This window comes from Nocardia sichangensis (assembly GCF_047200615.1).
Lineage (GTDB): Bacteria > Actinomycetota > Actinomycetes > Mycobacteriales > Mycobacteriaceae > Nocardia > Nocardia sichangensis.
In genome coordinates, this window is the sequence record NZ_JBJZOK010000015.1 from 145,243 (window position 1) to 160,478 (window position 15,236).

The 15,236-nt window shown below is 68.1% G+C and carries 15 protein-coding genes; 14 read left to right on the forward strand and 1 reads right to left on the reverse strand.

Features of this window, described 5'->3' with window-relative positions:
- Position 1: 1 nt before the first annotated feature.
- Positions 2-235, reverse strand: a complete 234-nt coding sequence (locus ACL03I_RS21620) for a WhiB family transcriptional regulator (RefSeq protein ID WP_029901515.1) — start codon at positions 233-235, stop codon at positions 2-4.
- 537 nt (positions 236-772) lie between these two features.
- Here ACL03I_RS21620 and cofD point away from each other — a divergent pair.
- The 14 genes from cofD to ACL03I_RS21690 all read left to right on the forward strand — a co-directional run bounded on the left by cofD (position 773) and on the right by ACL03I_RS21690 (position 15,208).
- Complete coding sequence (cofD, locus tag ACL03I_RS21625) at positions 773-1,726, forward strand: 2-phospho-L-lactate transferase (protein WP_355077377.1); 954 nt, start codon at positions 773-775, stop codon at positions 1,724-1,726.
- Positions 1,723-3,069, forward strand: a complete 1,347-nt coding sequence (locus tag ACL03I_RS21630; RefSeq protein WP_355077152.1) for a coenzyme F420-0:L-glutamate ligase — start codon at positions 1,723-1,725, stop codon at positions 3,067-3,069. The genes cofD and ACL03I_RS21630 overlap by 4 nt, the downstream gene beginning before the upstream one ends.
- 34 nt (positions 3,070-3,103) lie before the next feature.
- Positions 3,104-3,622: an NUDIX hydrolase gene (locus ACL03I_RS21635; RefSeq protein WP_355077151.1), complete on the forward strand. Its 519-nt coding sequence runs from the start codon at positions 3,104-3,106 to the stop codon at positions 3,620-3,622.
- A gap of 187 nt (positions 3,623-3,809) precedes the next feature.
- Positions 3,810-5,069, forward strand: a complete 1,260-nt coding sequence (locus tag ACL03I_RS21640; RefSeq protein WP_355077149.1) for an alkane 1-monooxygenase — start codon at positions 3,810-3,812, stop codon at positions 5,067-5,069.
- Positions 5,066-5,239: a rubredoxin gene (locus ACL03I_RS21645; protein WP_355077148.1), complete on the forward strand. Its 174-nt coding sequence runs from the start codon at positions 5,066-5,068 to the stop codon at positions 5,237-5,239. Before ACL03I_RS21640 ends, ACL03I_RS21645 begins: the two co-directional genes overlap by 4 nt.
- Positions 5,236-5,418 (forward strand): rubredoxin, encoded by a 183-nt coding sequence (locus ACL03I_RS21650; protein ID WP_355077147.1) that lies wholly within the window; start codon positions 5,236-5,238, stop codon positions 5,416-5,418. The genes ACL03I_RS21645 and ACL03I_RS21650 overlap by 4 nt, the downstream gene beginning before the upstream one ends.
- A 40-nt stretch (positions 5,419-5,458) precedes the next feature.
- Complete coding sequence (locus ACL03I_RS21655) at positions 5,459-6,079, forward strand: TetR/AcrR family transcriptional regulator (RefSeq protein ID WP_355077145.1); 621 nt, start codon at positions 5,459-5,461, stop codon at positions 6,077-6,079.
- Positions 6,080-6,269: 190 nt separating this feature from the next.
- Positions 6,270-7,406 (forward strand): alkane 1-monooxygenase, encoded by a 1,137-nt coding sequence (locus ACL03I_RS21660; RefSeq protein WP_355077143.1) that lies wholly within the window; start codon positions 6,270-6,272, stop codon positions 7,404-7,406.
- Between the two features lie 105 nt (positions 7,407-7,511).
- A complete protein-coding gene (gene ahcY, locus ACL03I_RS21665) occupies positions 7,512-8,990 on the forward strand; it encodes an adenosylhomocysteinase (protein ID WP_355077141.1) in 1,479 nt (492 codons plus the stop codon).
- Positions 8,991-9,126: 136 nt separating this feature from the next.
- On the forward strand, positions 9,127-9,774 hold the full coding sequence (locus tag ACL03I_RS21670) for a dTMP kinase (protein ID WP_356967349.1): 648 nt from the start codon (positions 9,127-9,129) through the stop codon (positions 9,772-9,774).
- A gap of 78 nt (positions 9,775-9,852) precedes the next feature.
- On the forward strand, positions 9,853-10,530 hold the full coding sequence (gene mtrA / locus ACL03I_RS21675) for an MtrAB system response regulator MtrA (RefSeq protein WP_039800350.1): 678 nt from the start codon (positions 9,853-9,855) through the stop codon (positions 10,528-10,530).
- Complete coding sequence (mtrB, locus tag ACL03I_RS21680; protein ID WP_355077137.1) at positions 10,527-12,527, forward strand: MtrAB system histidine kinase MtrB; 2,001 nt, start codon at positions 10,527-10,529, stop codon at positions 12,525-12,527. The genes mtrA and mtrB overlap by 4 nt, the downstream gene beginning before the upstream one ends.
- Entirely contained in the window at positions 12,524-14,347 is a 1,824-nt protein-coding gene (gene lpqB / locus ACL03I_RS21685; protein WP_355077135.1) for an MtrAB system accessory lipoprotein LpqB, read from the forward strand. Before mtrB ends, lpqB begins: the two co-directional genes overlap by 4 nt.
- 216 nt (positions 14,348-14,563) lie before the next feature.
- On the forward strand, positions 14,564-15,208 hold the full coding sequence (locus tag ACL03I_RS21690; protein ID WP_364432472.1) for a ComF family protein: 645 nt from the start codon (positions 14,564-14,566) through the stop codon (positions 15,206-15,208).
- The last annotated feature ends 28 nt before the right edge of the window (positions 15,209-15,236 follow it).

The following is a 15,236-nucleotide window of genomic DNA, read 5'->3' on the forward strand; positions in this document are numbered from 1 at the left end:
GTCAGCCGATGCCGCGCTTGAGGCGGCGGCGCTCCCGCTCGGAGAGGCCGCCCCAGATGCCGAAGCGCTCATCGTGCGCGAGCGCGTACTCCAGGCACTCGTCGCGTACCTCGCAACCCATGCAGATCCGCTTGGCCTCGCGGGTCGAGCCGCCCTTCTCGGGGAAGAACGCCTCCGGATCGGTCTGCGCGCACAGGGCGCGCTCCTGCCACTGCTCTTCGATGGATTCGAACATCTCGTCGAAGCCGGTCACGACCAGGCTGAGCCGGGGCGCCGTGACTCCGTCACCCCCCTCTTGGTCCTTCCAGCCGCCGTTATCTGCGCAGACGCCACGTGCTGCGCCTGCTGTGGAATCGGTCGGCGAGACCATCTCGTTGGCCATCGCTCCGCCTCCTCACTGTGTGTTAGCGCAGAATGATTCTTTCCGTCGGACCAACACGCATACCGACGGCCATACCCCGCGACGTTGTCCCGCGGACGTCCCCGAGCTTGTCACACCGATGCGAACACTTGTTCGAAATGCCGTTCGCGCGTTGATCTCTCGCGCGAACCCGGAATGACATGTCTGTGATTAGACACGCCGGACGCTGCGATGGTCAAGCCGCCGTCGCTATTCCGTTACTATCCGCAGCCGCATTCCGAGTCACTCTTGTGATCTGCGATAGCAAATATATAGCAAATTTGCCGCGAACGGGAGCCTTCGCGTCAGCGCATAGGCTGTGCGGATGTGACTGGACAACAAGCGGACGCCACGCTCGCGAACGGACCCCGGATCGCCGTGCTGGTCGGCGGTGTCGGTGGCGCGCGTTTCCTTCAGGGCGTCAGGGAGCTGCTGCCCGAGGCGGACGTCTCCGCGATCGTGAACGTCGGCGACGACGTCTGGATGCATGGGCTCAAGATCTGCCCCGACCTCGACACCTGCATGTATACCCTCGGCGGCGGTATCGATACCGAGCGCGGCTGGGGCCGGGTCGGCGAGACCTGGCACGCCAAGGAGGAGCTCGCGAAATATCATGCCCAGCCGGACTGGTTCGGCTTGGGGGACCGCGATATCGCCACGCATCTGATCCGCACCGAAATGTTACGCGCCGGATACCGGCTCTCCACGGTCACCGAGGCGCTGTGCAACCGGTGGCAGCCGGGCGTGAAACTGATCCCGGCAACCGACGATCGCTGTGAAACGCATGTCGTGGTGTCGGATCCGGACAAGCCTGGCGAACGGCGCGCGATCCATTTTCAAGAGTGGTGGGTTCGCTACCGCGCGAACATCGACACCCATGGATTCGCCACAATTGGCGCCGATGAAGCCAAACCTGCCCCAAATGTGATCAATATCATAGAATCCGCCGACGTGGTCCTCCTCGCGCCGTCGAACCCCGTCGTGAGCATCGGCGCCATCCTCGCCGTGCCCGGCATCCGGGGCGCGCTGCGCACCACCCCGGCGAAGGTGATCGGCGTGTCCGGCGTGATCGACGGCAAGCCGCTGCGCGGTATGGCCGACGAGTGCCTGTCGGTCATCGGCGTGGAGACGACGGCCGAGGCGATCGGCAGGCACTACGGCGCACGCTCCGCCACCGGCATCCTGGACGGCTGGCTGATCCACAGCACCGACACCGCCGAGGTGCCAGGGGTCGAGGTGCGTAGCGTGCCGTTGTTGATGACCGACCCGCCGACCACCGCCGAAATGGTGCGTCAGGCGCTGGATCTCGCTGGAGTCGCCCTGTGAGCACACCGACCGACCACGCGGCCGGAGAGCTGCGCATCCTGCCCGTCACCGGGCTGCCCGAATTCCGGCCCGGCGACGACCTCGCCGAGCACATCGCCCGCTGCGCGCCCTGGCTGGCCCACGGTGACGTGCTGGTGGTCACGAGCAAGATCGTCGCCAAGGTCGAGGGACGCATCGTGGAAGCGCCGCTGGACCCCGAGGAGCGCGACGCGGCCCGGCGCAGGCTCGTCGACCAGGAGGCGGTGCGGGTGCTCGCCCGCAAGGGCCGCACTCTGATCACCGAGAACAAGCTGGGCATCGTGCAGGCGGCCTCCGGTGTCGACGGCTCGAACGTGGAGAAGGGCGAGCTCGTGCTGCTGCCCACCGACCCGGACGCCAGCGCCAAGGCGCTGCGCGCCGCGCTCGCCGAACGGCTGGGCGTGACGGTCGCGGTGCTCGTCACCGACACGATGGGCCGAGCCTGGCGCAACGGGCAGACCGACGCGGCCATCGGCGCCGCGGGCTTGCGGGTGCTGCACGACTACGCGGGCGCGGTCGACGGCCAGGGCAACGAGCTTTTCGTCACCCAGGTGGCCGTGGCGGACGAGCTGGCCGCCGCCGCGGACCTGGTCAAGGGCAAACTCGGGGGTGTCCCGGTCGCCGTGGTGCGCGGGCTGCCGATCGTCGACGACGGATCGGGCGCCGCCGATCTCCTGCGCGGCGGCACCGACGACCTGTTCTGGCTGGGCACCGCGGAGGCCATCGAACGCGGTCGCAAGGAGGCGATTCTCCTGCGTCGCTCGATTCGCCAGTTCGCCGACCTGCCGGTCGATCCCGAACGGATCCGCTCGGCCGTGTCGGTCGCGCTGACCGCGCCCGCTCCGCACCACACCCGCCCCGTGCGGTTCGTGTGGCTGCGCACGCCGGAGCTGCGCGCTCGTCTGCTCGAGGCGATGGCGGAGAAATGGCGCACCGAACTGACCGCTGACGGGCTGTCGCCGGAGCGGATCGAGCGCAGGGTCGCGCGTGGGCGCATTCTGTTCGACGCACCCGAGGTGATCATTCCGTTCTGTGTGCCGGACGGCGCGCACGACTATCCGGACGAGCGCAGGCGAGCGAACGAACGCACCATGTTCACCGTCGCGGTGGGCGCGGCGGTGCAGGGCCTGCTGGTCGCCTTGGCCACCGAGGGCATCGGCAGCTGCTGGATCGGGTCGACGATCTTCGCCCCCGAGGTCACCCGGGACGTGCTGGGCGTGGCCGAGGACTGGAGTCCGCTGGGCGCCATCGCCATCGGTCATCCGCTCGAGGAGCCGACCCCGCGGCAGCCCGCGGGCGCGGGGTCCGGACTGGTCGAGCTGTGATGCGCCTCGATTCCGCAGTGCGAGAGTGTCGCCGGTGAGCGTGGAGTCGCTGCACGCTTCGGCCACCGAGTTGCTCGAGACTTGGTGTCCCGGAACAGATCCGGAGCGATCGCTGCGGGAAGCGATGCTGGCCTTCCTCGGTTCGGCCCCGCGTGGTTGCCTGCGTGAGCACGCGCCGGGCCACATCACCGCCTCCGCGGTCGTCTTCTCCCACGACGGCCGCGAGGTGCTGCTCACTCTGCACCCGCGGGTCGGACGCTGGATCCAGCTCGGCGGCCACTGCGAAGAGCGGGACGAGACGGTCGCCGGCGCCGCGTTGCGCGAAGCGACCGAGGAATCCGGCATCGCGAACCTACGGCTGGAGCCAGGGCTCTACGGCGCCCAAGCGCATCCGATCACCTGCTCGCTCGGCGTCCCCACCAGACACCTCGACCTGCTGTTCCGCATCACCGCCCCCGCGGGCGCGATCCCGGTTCGCAGCCACGAATCCACCGACCTGCGCTGGTGGCCGGTGAACGCCCTACCCGCCGACGCCGACGTGCTGCTGCGCTGAGTCGGTCCCTTCATTCCACGCCGAGCCCCGGGCGGAGTTGTCTCCGGCCGGGGCTCGGTTCGTTGGACCCGGAGGGAAGTTTACAAATTGCGTGATTTGTCTAGACAAGCGACAAATGTCCGTATATCGTCCAGAAGTGAGGTAATGCACGTCACATGTGGCGTGCCCTTCGGGAATGGAGACAACGATGTCGACGCACGCGGACATGTCCGCTCAGCCGGTGGAGGTGCCGGCCTGGCGGGATCGCAAGCGCTACATGTGGCTGTGGGGCTTGTTCGCTCCGGCCGGCCTGTTCATCATCGGTCTGCCGCTGATCTGGGGGCTGAACGAGTTGGGCTGGCATCGCCTCGCGCAGGTGCCGTTCTGGCTCGGGCCCATCCTGATCTACGTATTGATCCCGATCGCGGACATCTTCTTCGGCCCGGACGGCGACAACCCGCCGGACGAGGTGATGGAGTACCTGGAGAACGACAAGTACTACCGCTACCTCACCTACCTGTACCTGCCGTTCCAATATGCCTCGCTGGTGATGGCGGCCTATCTGATCACCGCCGACGACGTGAGCTGGCTCGGCATCGATGGCGGGCTGCACTTGGTGGACAAGATCGGGCTGGCGATCACGGTCGGCATGATCGGCGGCATCGGCATCAACACCGCACACGAACTCGGCCACAAGAAGGTGGACCTGGAGCGCTGGCTGTCGCGGATCGCGCTGGCCCAGTCCTTCTACGGGCACTTCTACATCGAGCACAACCGCGGCCACCACGTGCGCGTCGCGACGCCCGAGGACCCGGCGAGTTCCCGTGTGGGCGAGACGTTCTGGGCCTTCTGGCCGCGCACGGTATGGGGCAGCCTGAAGTCGTCCTGGCAGCTGGAGAAGGCCCGGCTGGACCGGCTCGGCAAGAAGCCGTGGAGTCTGCGCAACGAAGTACTCAGCGCCTGGCTGATGTCGGCGGTGCTGTTCGCGACCTTGGTCGCGGTGTTCGGCATCGAGTTGCTGCCATACCTGATCCTGCAAGCCGTGGTGGGATTCAGCCTGCTGGAGGCGGTCAACTACCTGGAGCACTACGGCCTGGTGCGGCAGCGCACGGCGAGCGGCCGGTATGAGCGGCCCGCCCCGGTGCACAGCTGGAACAGCGACCACATCGTCACCAATATCTTCCTGTACCACCTGCAGCGGCACAGCGATCATCACGCCTATCCGACCCGCCGCTACCAGACGCTGCGCAGCTGGGACGGCGCGCCCAACCTGCCGAGCGGCTATGCCAGCATGATCATGCTCGCCTACTTCCCGCCGCTGTGGCGTCGCGTCATGGACAAGCGCGTACTCGCGCACTACGACGGCGACATCACCCGGGCCAATATAGATCCCGGCAAGCGGGAGAAAGTGCTGGCGCGCTACGGCTCGGGTCGGGCGGAAAACGCTGCCGGAAAGGACGCGGCGTGAAAGCGTATCGCTGCCCCGTCTGTGACTACGTCTTCGACGAGGCGAAAGGTGAGCCGCACGAGGGTTTTCCGCCGGGCACCCGGTGGGAGACGGTGCCGGACGACTGGTGCTGCCCGGATTGCGGCGTGCGGGAGAAGATCGACTTCGAACCGATAGGGGCCACGAAATGAACGAGTACAAGCTTTATCAGTGCATCCAGTGCGGCTTCGAATACGACGAAGCCGAGGGCTGGCCGGAGGACGGCATCGCGCCGGGAACCCGCTGGGACGACATCCCCGACGACTGGACCTGTCCGGACTGCGGCGCCGCCAAGGCGGATTTCTTCATGGTCGAAATCGAGCGGTCGTGAGATTTTGACTGCGGCAGGCGCCCGTGACAGTGTCGCGGGTATGCCGCGCACCGGAACCAGGATTCCCTACCAGGAGGCCGCGCGGGACCTGCTGCGGACGTCGGTCCTGGACGCGATGCGCGAGCTGCTCACCGAACGGGATTGGTCCAAGATCACGCTCGGCGACGTCGCGGCCAGAGCGGGCGTGAGCAGGCAGACCCTGTACAACGAGTTCGGTTCACGTGGCGGCCTCACCCAGGCCTACGCCCTGCGCCTGGCCGACTTCCTGGTCGATCACGTCGACGCCGCCATCAACGGCAACGTCGGTGACGTCCGCGCGGCGTTCCGCGACGGCATGGCGAACTTCTTCTTCGACGCGGCCTCCGACCCGCTGGTGCAGTCGCTGGTCGCGGGCGAGGTGAAGCTGGATCTGCTGCGCCTGATCACCCTGGACGCGGGGCCGTTGCTCGAGCACGCGACCGCGCGGCTGTCGCGCGCCTTCCAGTACAGCTGGGTGGCGTCGACGGCGGCCGAATCGGACGTCATCGCGCACGCGCTGGTGCGGATCGCCCTCAGTTACATCCCCACTCCGCCCGGTCCGGGGCGGGACGCGCCCGCGGAATTGAGCGCGCTGCTGAGTCCCTACGTCGAAGCGATCCTGGCCGCGCGGGTGCAGAGCTGAGCCCGCGCGGGCAACCGGCGCGCGACTGGCGCATATGCAGCACATTGAAAACCGACTGCGTAGCTTGTAATAGCGATCATGTCTCAACCCACCACTTGGTTGTAACAGACAACAACTCAAGAAGTATTCTCATGCGACGGTGTTCGGGTCTTCTTCGAGTGGGGCAAAAGTGCAAACGGTTGGCAAACCCGTGGGATCGCCCGATCCCAAACGCCATCTGTGGGTCCTCGGCTTGCTTCCGCCTGCGTCCGCGTTGCTGCCCTCGCAGTTGGTGCTGCACACCGGCATCCCGATCTTCTGGTGGATCGGCCCGATCATCGTGCTGATCGTGATCCCGGTGCTGGACTGGTCGATCGGCGTGGACGGCAACAATCCGAGGGACGAGGACTACGAGCGGCTCTCCAACGACCGGTACTACCGGTGGTGCACCTACCTGATGCTCCCCGTGCAGCTGATCGGCTTGGTGATCGCGAGTTACATGTGGGCCGGGGACGAACTGAGCGTGGTCGACAAGCTGGGTCTGGCCGCCACTCTCGGATTCGTCAGCGGTATCGGCATCAACGCCGCCCACGAGCTCGGGCACCGGGTCGAGCGCCTGGAGCGCTGGCTGGCCAAGATCGCGCTCGCCCAGTCCGGATACGGGCACTTCTTCGTCGAGCACAATCGCGGCCATCACGTGCGGGTGGCTACTCCGGAGGATCCGGCCAGCGCGCGCCTCGGCGAGTCGCTGTGGGAGTTCTTGCCGCGCAGCGTGTCCGGAAGTTTCCGCTCGGCGATCGTCTTGGAGCGCGAGCGGCTCGCACGCAAGGGCAAGGGTTGGTGGAGCGTGCAGAACCACATCCTGCAGGCCTGGTCGATGACGCTCGTGCTGTTCGGCGCCTTGGTCGCGGCGTTCGGCTACCAGGTGCTGCCCTGGCTGCTGCTGCAGGCCGTGATCGGCTTCGGCCTGCTGGAGACGGTGAACTACGTCGAGCACTACGGCCTGCTGCGGGCGCGCCGCCCGAACGGCATGTACGCCCGCTGCTCGCCGCGCGACAGCTGGAACAGCGACCATCTGGTCACCAACATCTTCCTGTTCCACCTGCAGCGGCACAGCGATCACCACGCCAACCCGGGCCGCCGCTACCAGACGCTGCGCACCTCCGAGCAGGCCCCGCAACTGCCCGCGGGCTACGCCGCCATGATCGTGCTGGCAGCGGTCCCGCCGCTGTGGCGGCGGATTATGGACGGCCGCGTGCTCGCCCACTACGGCGGCGACATCACACTGGCGAACATTCAGCCGCGTAAGCGGCGTCGCATCCTGGCGGCCCGCGGCGTCACGGCGTGAGCCGAATCCGAGGCCGGTCCGCCCGTCGGAGGGACGGCCGCGTAAACCGCACCCCGTCGTGAGCGACTAGCCTTGCCTCGGTACTTGCCGAACCAGGAGAGGCTGATGACCACCTCAGAACTTCGCACGTCGTTGACCGCCGATGTCCGCAACGGCATCGACTACAAGGTGGCGGATCTGTCGCTGGCCGATTTCGGCCGCAAAGAGATCCGTCTGGCCGAACACGAGATGCCCGGTCTGATGGCGCTGCGCCGTGAGTACGCCGAGGTGCGGCCGCTGCAGGGCGCGCGCATCTCCGGCTCGCTGCACATGACCGTGCAGACCGCGGTGCTGATCGAGACCCTGACCAGCCTCGGCGCCGAGGTCCGCTGGGCCTCCTGCAACATCTTCTCCACCCAGGACCACGCGGCGGCCGCCGTGGTCGTCGGCCCCAACGGCACCGTCGAGGAGCCGAAGGGCACCCCGGTGTTCGCCTGGAAGGGCGAGACCCTGGAGGAGTACTGGTGGGCCGCCGAGCAGATGCTCACCTGGCCGGGCGAGCCGGCCAACATGATCCTCGACGACGGCGGCGACGCCACCATGCTCGTGCTGCGCGGTGCGCAGTTCGAGAAGTCGGGCGTGGTGCCGCCGGAGGACGAGGACCACTCGGCCGAGTACAAGGTCTTCTTGAACCTGCTGCGCGAGCGCTTCGAGTCCGATCGCGGCAAGTGGAGCAAGATCGCCGAATCGGTGCGGGGCGTCACCGAGGAGACCACCACGGGCGTGCTGCGGCTCTACCAGTTCGCGGCGGCGGGCGAACTGGTGTTCCCCGCGATCAACGTCAACGACTCGGTCACCAAGAGCAAGTTCGACAACAAGTACGGCACCCGCCACTCGCTGATCGACGGCATCAACCGCGGCACCGACGTGCTCATCGGCGGCAAGAAGATATTGATCTGCGGCTACGGCGATGTCGGCAAGGGCTGCGCGGAATCGCTTGCCGGACAGGGCGCCCGGGTGCAGGTCACCGAGATCGACCCGATCAACGCGCTGCAGGCGCTGATGGACGGCTACGACGTGGTGACCGTGGAGAAGGCGATCGGCGAGGCCGACATCGTCATCACCGCGACCGGCAACAAGGACATCATCACCCTCGACCACATGAAGGCGATGAAGGACCAGGCCATCCTCGGCAACATCGGTCACTTCGACAACGAGATCGACATGGCGGCGCTGGAGCGTTCCGGCGCAACGAAATTGACGATCAAGCCGCAGGTCGACCTGTGGACGTTCAAGGAGACCGGCCGCTCGATCCTGGTGCTGTCGGAGGGGCGTCTGCTCAACCTCGGCAACGCGACCGGCCACCCGTCGTTCGTGATGTCGAACAGCTTCTCCAACCAGGTGATCGCGCAGATCGAGCTGTGGACCAAGCCGGAGGAGTACGACAACGAGGTCTACCGGCTGCCGAAGCACCTGGACGAAAAGGTCGCGCGCATCCACGTCGAAGCGCTCGGCGGCGAGCTGACCAAGCTCACCAAGGACCAGGCCGAGTACATCGGCGTCGACGTCGAGGGCCCGTACAAGCCGGATCACTACCGCTACTGAACGCGCTGCCGGTGTCCCCGCCGACGGTCGGCGGGGACACCGGCGCCCGTCACCTCGCGCCCGCCCGCAGCGCCCGGCATCCACGCTGGTCAGCCGCTGCGGGCGTCCGGTGTGCGGCGGGGTAGTGTGCCTGGTCATGGGAGTGCTGATAGCGGTCGAAGGGCTCGACGGCGCGGGTAAGCGGACGCTGATCGAGCGGGTGGTCGCCGATCTGCGTGGTCGCGGACTGCGCGTCGCGACGATGGCCTTCCCGCGCTACCGCGTCTCGGTGCACGCCGATCTGGCCGCCGAGGCGCTGCGCGGCGCGCACGGCGACCTCGCGGGCTCGGTCAGCGGCATGGCTCTGCTGTTCGCGCTGGACCGCGCGGACGCCGCGGACGAGCTGTCGAAACTGTTGGCCGACAACGACGTTGTGCTACTCGATCGCTATGTCGCTTCCAACGCCGCCTATTCGGCCGCCCGGCTGGGGCAGTCGGCGGACGGCGAAATCGTTACATGGGTGGGCGAATTGGAGTTCGGCAGATTCGCTCTGCCCGAGCCCGCGCTGCAAGTGTTGCTGGACGTGCCCACCGAGCTCGCCGCCGAGCGTGCCCGCAGGCGTGGCGAACTCGACGCCGAACGCGCGCTCGACGCCTACGAACGCGACGGCGGTCTGCAGCATCGCACCGGCGCGGTGTACCGTGAGCTGGCCGAACGCGACTGGCGCGGACCCTGGTGGACATACCGATCCGACGACGGTCCGGCGACGCTGGCCGCGCGCATCGCCGAAATCGTTGGTCGATAAGGTTGGTTGTGCCGCGGGTTCACACCAGTGTTGGCGTGGCGGCCCGATCCTGGCCTGGGAGATGACAACATAGTAGTTATGAAGCCGAAGATTCTGGTCGTCGACGACGATATGGCACTCGCTGAGATGCTCACGATCGTCTTGCGCGGGGAAGGGTTCGACCCGCACGTGGTCGGCGACGGCACACAGGCCCTGGCGGCGGTTCGCGAGATCCGCCCCGATTTGGTGCTGCTGGACCTGATGCTGCCCGGCATGAACGGCATCGACGTGTGCCGTGTGCTGCGGGCCGATTCCGGAGTTCCGATCGTGATGCTCACGGCGAAGACCGACACGGTCGACGTCGTGCTGGGTCTGGAGTCCGGTGCCGACGATTACATCGTCAAGCCCTTCAAGCCGAAGGAGCTGGTCGCCCGGGTGCGGGCCCGTCTGCGCCGCACCGAGGAGGAGCCCGCCGAGCTGCTGTCGATCGCCGATATCGTGATCGATGTGCCCGCGCACAAGGTCAGCCGTGGTGGCGCGCAGATCTCTCTGACGCCGCTGGAGTTCGACCTGCTCGTCGCCCTGGCCCGCAAGCCGCGCCAGGTGTTCACCCGTGAGGTCCTGCTCGAGCAGGTCTGGGGTTACCGGCACGCCGCGGACACCCGCCTGGTGAACGTCCATGTGCAGCGGTTGCGGGCGAAGGTGGAGAAGGATCCCGAGAACCCGGAGATCGTGCTGACCGTCCGCGGTGTCGGTTACAAGGCCGGACCGCCGTGATCCATGGCGTCTTCGCGCGTCTGGAACGATCGCTGGCTCCGGTGGTGGCCTGGTTCCAAGCGGTCGGTATTGCCCTAGGCCACCTGTGGCGTCGTTCGCTGCAGTTGCGCGTCATCGTGTCCACGCTGACGCTGTCGCTGATTGTCATCACGATCCTCGGTGTGGTGCTGACCAGCCAGATCACCGACCGGCTGCTGGACGCCAAGATCAACGCGGCGGTCGAGGAGATGGACCGTGCGCGTAACACGGTCGAGAGCCAGCTGGCCGGTGTGCACGACATCGGTGCTCAACCGCAGCGACTGGAAGAGGCTCGCAACGCACTGTCCAATCGCGGCGGTAGCGGCCAGTCCACCGGCGCCGCGGGCAGCTTCGTCTCGGCGCTGAGCGTCATCGGCGGGATGCCGCCGCAGCAGATCCCTCGCGGCCCGATCCAGGAGGTGCCCGACGAGCTGCGCCGGTTCGTGCAGCGCAACCAGGTCAGCTACCAGTTCGCCACCGTCGAGGACGCGGATGGCTACAGCGGTCGCGCGCTGATCATCGGCAGCCCGAGCGCCGAGGTTCCGACCCTGGAGATCTACCTGATCTTCCCGCTGGCCAACGAGGAACGCAGCCTGTCGCTGATGCGCGGCACCATGCTGGTCGGCGGCATCGTGTTGCTGGTCCTGCTTGCCGCGATCACCGCGCTGGTCACCAGGCAGGTGGTGCTTCCGATCCGCTCCGCGGCCAGGATCGCCGGCCGGTTCGCCGATGGCAGGCTCAAGGAACGCATGCTGGTACGCGGCGAGGACGACATGGCTCGGCTGGCTCAGGCGTTCAACGAGATGGCCGAGAGCCTGTCCAACCAGATCACCCAGCTGGAGGAATTCGGCAATCTGCAGCGCCGGTTCACCTCCGACGTCAGCCACGAGTTGCGCACACCGCTCACCACCGTGCGCATGGCCGCCGACCTGATCCACGGCAGCAGCGACGACCTCGACCCCGCCTTGGCCCGCAGCGCCGAGTTGCTGGTCAACGAGCTGGACCGGTTCGAGGGCCTGCTCAACGACCTGCTGGAGATCAGCAGGCACGACGCGGGCGTCGCCGAACTCCAGGTCGAATCGCTGGACGTGCGGATGTGCGCGCGGGCCGCGATCTCGACCGTGCGCCACCTCGCCAAGGACGCCGGGGTGGAGATCATCAGCGACATGCCGGAGGATCCGCTCGTCGCCGAGGTCGATCCGCGCCGGGTGGAGCGGGTGCTGCGCAATCTGCTCGCCAACGCGATCGACCACAGCGAGGGCAAGCCGGTGCTGATCCGGATGCGGGGCGACGTCGAGAGCAACGCGGTCGCCGTCGTCGTGCGGGACCAGGGCGTCGGCCTGCGCCCCGGAGAGGAGAAGCTGGTCTTCAACCGGTTCTGGCGTTCGGACCCGTCGCGCATGCGCCGCTCCGGCGGCACCGGCCTCGGTCTGTCGATCAGCGTGGAGGACGCGAACCTGCACGAAGGCAGACTCGAAGCCTGGGGTGAGGTCGGGATCGGCGCCAGCTTCCGCCTGACGCTGCCGCTGGTGCGCGGTAAGAAGCTCGGCCCGAGCCCGCTGCCGCTGGAGCCCGCGCGCAAGACGATGCACGTGGTGGAGCCGGAACCGTCCGCCGATCGCGACACGACCGATACGGCGTTGCCGGTCGCCGCCGAGCCGGGCGCCGCGCAGGTGACCGACGCCGCGCCACAGGGCGCGCACGCGGGCACATCCGATCCGGTCGGCGTGCGTGCGGAGGGCGCGAGCGAGGCGGCCGAGACCGACAGCGATGAGCTGGACGGCACGGACGTCGAAGGCGGCGCGGCCGCGGAGCCGAGCGTGAGCGAGTCGCCCGGAGCGGCCGACGGTACGGCGACGCCCACCGACAGCGCCGCGGCCGAAGAGCCGCTCGCGTCCGGGGCGAACGGATCGCCCGCCTCGGAGTCGGCGCAGACCGGGGGCGGCGCGGCGCGCGAACCGGGGGACGTACAGTCATGAGAATGCGTGTCGGATCTGCGCGGATGCGGCGGCTGACCGTACTGACAGCGGCGGTCCTCGCGGTCGTGATGCCGCTCACCGCCTGTGCCAGCCTCCCCGAGTCCTCCGCGCCGGAGGCGCTCGGCACCATCAATCGTGAGCCCACCTCCGAGGGCCCGCCGGCCCCGCTGGCCAACCGCGATCCGGATCTGCTGCTGCGCGATTTCCTTCAGGCCACCGCCGATCCGGCCAACCGGCATCTGGCCGCAAGGCAATACATGACCCCTGCGGCCTCCACCCAGTGGGACGACGCGGCGGGCACGGTCATCGTCGAGAAACCGGACACCCTGCGGGAGTCGCGTTCCGGGGACAAGGCCAACTATCTGATCCGCGCGCGCAAGGTCGGCGAGCTGTCCGCAGACGGCGGGTACCGGCCCAACGACGACATTCCGTTCGTCGAGAACAAGATCGAGCTGACCAAGATCAACGGCGAGTGGCGCATCGACGAGTTGCCCGACGGCGTGGTCATGGACTCCACCGCGTTCTTCAAGTCCTACCGCCGCTACGCGCTGTACTTCATCGATCCGGGCGGCAATATGGCCGTGCCGGACCTGCGCTGGCTCGCGGTGCCGAAAGCGCAGCTGACCCAGCGGTTGATCAGCTCGCTGCTGGAGGGGCCGCAGCCCGCGCTGGCGTCGGTGCTGCACAGTGAGCTGACGCCGCCGATCGCGGTGCGCGGGGCGATCACCAAGGCCAACGGTGATCCCGACGGCGTCGGCATCGGGCTCGGCGGTGTCCGGATCGATTTCGCGGGCGCGTCGGCGCTGAATCCGCGCGAGCGCGAACTGCTGGCCGCGCAGGTGGTGCTCACCTTGTCCAGCGCCGACATCCTCGGGCCGTACATGCTGTTGGCCGACGGCAAGCCGCTGGACGAGCGCTTCGCCGCGAACGGCTGGAGCGTGGCGGACGTGCAGCAGTTCAATCCGGCGACCGCCGCGCGCAACCAGGTCGGGCTGCACGCTCTGCGCGGCGGCGGGCTGGTGCAGATCGCCGACAACGGCGGTATCACTCCCGCTCCGGGCTACTTCGGCGGAGTGAACAACCTGCAGTCGGCGACGCTGTCCGCGGACGGTCAGCTCGTCGCCGCGGTGGCGGAAGCCGGACGACCGCCGGGCGCGCCGTCGCGGATCTTGATGGTCGGCACTTACGGCGGCAACGCTTTTCCGGTGGCCGATGGCTTCACCATCACCCGGCCCTCGTGGACGGCGGACGGCAGCGCGGCATGGGCGGTGGTCGACGGTGACCGGGTGATCCGCGCGGTCAACGACCGCGGCACCGGAAACGTCTCGATTCAGAACGTCGACATCTCGAGGTTGACGGCGGCATCCTCGGCCACGGCGCCGCGGCTACCGATCACCGAACTCCGGATCTCCCGGACCGGGGCGCGGGCGGCGATGATCGCCGACGGCCGGGTGTACGTCGCGGTCGTCGCGCCGCAACCGGACGGGAAGCTGGCGCTGACTTCGGCGGTGCCCGTCGGTGTCGGACTCAGCACGGCCGCGGTGTCGGTGGACTGGCTGGACGCGGACACGATCATCATCGCGCGCGAGGGGAATGTGGACCCCGTGAGCACGGTGTCGGTGGACGGCTCGGAGCCGACCCCGTTGACGTCGCAGAACCTCACCGCCCCGGTGCGGTCCGTGAGCGCGAGCCCCGACCATCAGTACGTCGCCGACTCACGTGCGGTGCTGGAGCTGACCTCCGCCCCGGACCAAGGCCAGCCCTACTGGCGTGAGGTGCCGGGTCTGGGCGCGAACGCCACGCCCGTCCTGCCCGGCTGAGCGGCGATCTGTCGCGAGTACGCGAGGCCGGCCGCACGTCGGCACTTCGGAAGGCTCGCTCACACTCGGAAGAATCCGGCGCGGGCGCGCATGGCGGTTCGAGCAGGGTGCGAGCGCAGCGTAAAAGACTTCGCCGCAAGGGCATAGCGTTCTGCCAGGTGCATGCTGTCGACATGATCGAGCGATTCTGTCAGGGGGCGGGCGCACACTCGGTCGATGCGAACCCTGCTCGATCTGGTGTTGCCCGCCGCCTGTGCGGGCTGCGGACGTTCCGGAGCCGATTGGTGCGCCGATTGCGCCGTCACGTTGGCCGGTCCGCCGGTGCGGGTGTGGCCGCGCAACGACCCGGGCATTCCGTGCTGGGCGCTGGGGCCGTACGCAGGGCCCGCGCGGCGGGCGGTGCTCGCCGCCAAGGAACGGGGACGGCGGGATCTGGCGCTGCCACTCGGAAAGGCGTTCGCGGGCGCGCTCGCCGAACTGCGTTCGCCGGGTGTTCCGTTGGTACTGGTGCCCGCGCCGAGCCGACGCGTGGCGGCGCGGCGCCGGGGCGGCGATCCGGTGCTTCGCTCGGCGTCGGTAGCTACCCGATGGCTGCCCAACTGCCGAGTGGTGCCGGTGTTGCGAGTGGGGCAAGGGGTGCGCGATTCGGTGGGCTTGACACCCGCCGAGCGCGCTCGCAACCTGAAGGGGCGGGTGACCACGACGCCCGGCCCTGCCGCGGACTGGGGAGTACCGGCGAATGCCGAGGTAGTGCTGGTCGACGACGTGCTGACCACCGGTGCGACGGCCTTCGAGTCGGTGCGCGCGCTACAGCGCGCCGGGTTGCCGACACGTGGCGTTCTGGTTACTTGTGCTGCTTGACTCCGGGAAATTTGCGTGAACACTGGCG

What these genes read in the sequence shown, in the direction of transcription:
- ACL03I_RS21620 (WP_029901515.1), bottom strand. Translation starts at nt 235, where the DNA reads ATGTTCGAATCCATCGAAGAGCAGTGGCAGGAGCGCGCCCTGTGCGCG.
- ACL03I_RS21640 (WP_355077149.1), top strand. Translation starts at nt 3,810, where the DNA reads ATGTCGACGCACGCGGACATGTCCGCTCAGCCGGTGGAGGTGCCGGCC.
- ACL03I_RS21650 (WP_355077147.1), top strand. Translation starts at nt 5,236, where the DNA reads ATGAACGAGTACAAGCTTTATCAGTGCATCCAGTGCGGCTTCGAATAC.
- ACL03I_RS21655 (WP_355077145.1), top strand. Translation starts at nt 5,459, where the DNA reads ATGCCGCGCACCGGAACCAGGATTCCCTACCAGGAGGCCGCGCGGGAC.
- ahcY (WP_355077141.1), top strand. Translation starts at nt 7,512, where the DNA reads ATGACCACCTCAGAACTTCGCACGTCGTTGACCGCCGATGTCCGCAAC.
- ACL03I_RS21670 (WP_356967349.1), top strand. Translation starts at nt 9,127, where the DNA reads ATGGGAGTGCTGATAGCGGTCGAAGGGCTCGACGGCGCGGGTAAGCGG.
- mtrA (WP_039800350.1), top strand. Translation starts at nt 9,853, where the DNA reads ATGAAGCCGAAGATTCTGGTCGTCGACGACGATATGGCACTCGCTGAG.
- lpqB (WP_355077135.1), top strand. Translation starts at nt 12,524, where the DNA reads ATGAGAATGCGTGTCGGATCTGCGCGGATGCGGCGGCTGACCGTACTG.
- ACL03I_RS21690 (WP_364432472.1), top strand. Translation starts at nt 14,564, where the DNA reads ATGCGAACCCTGCTCGATCTGGTGTTGCCCGCCGCCTGTGCGGGCTGC.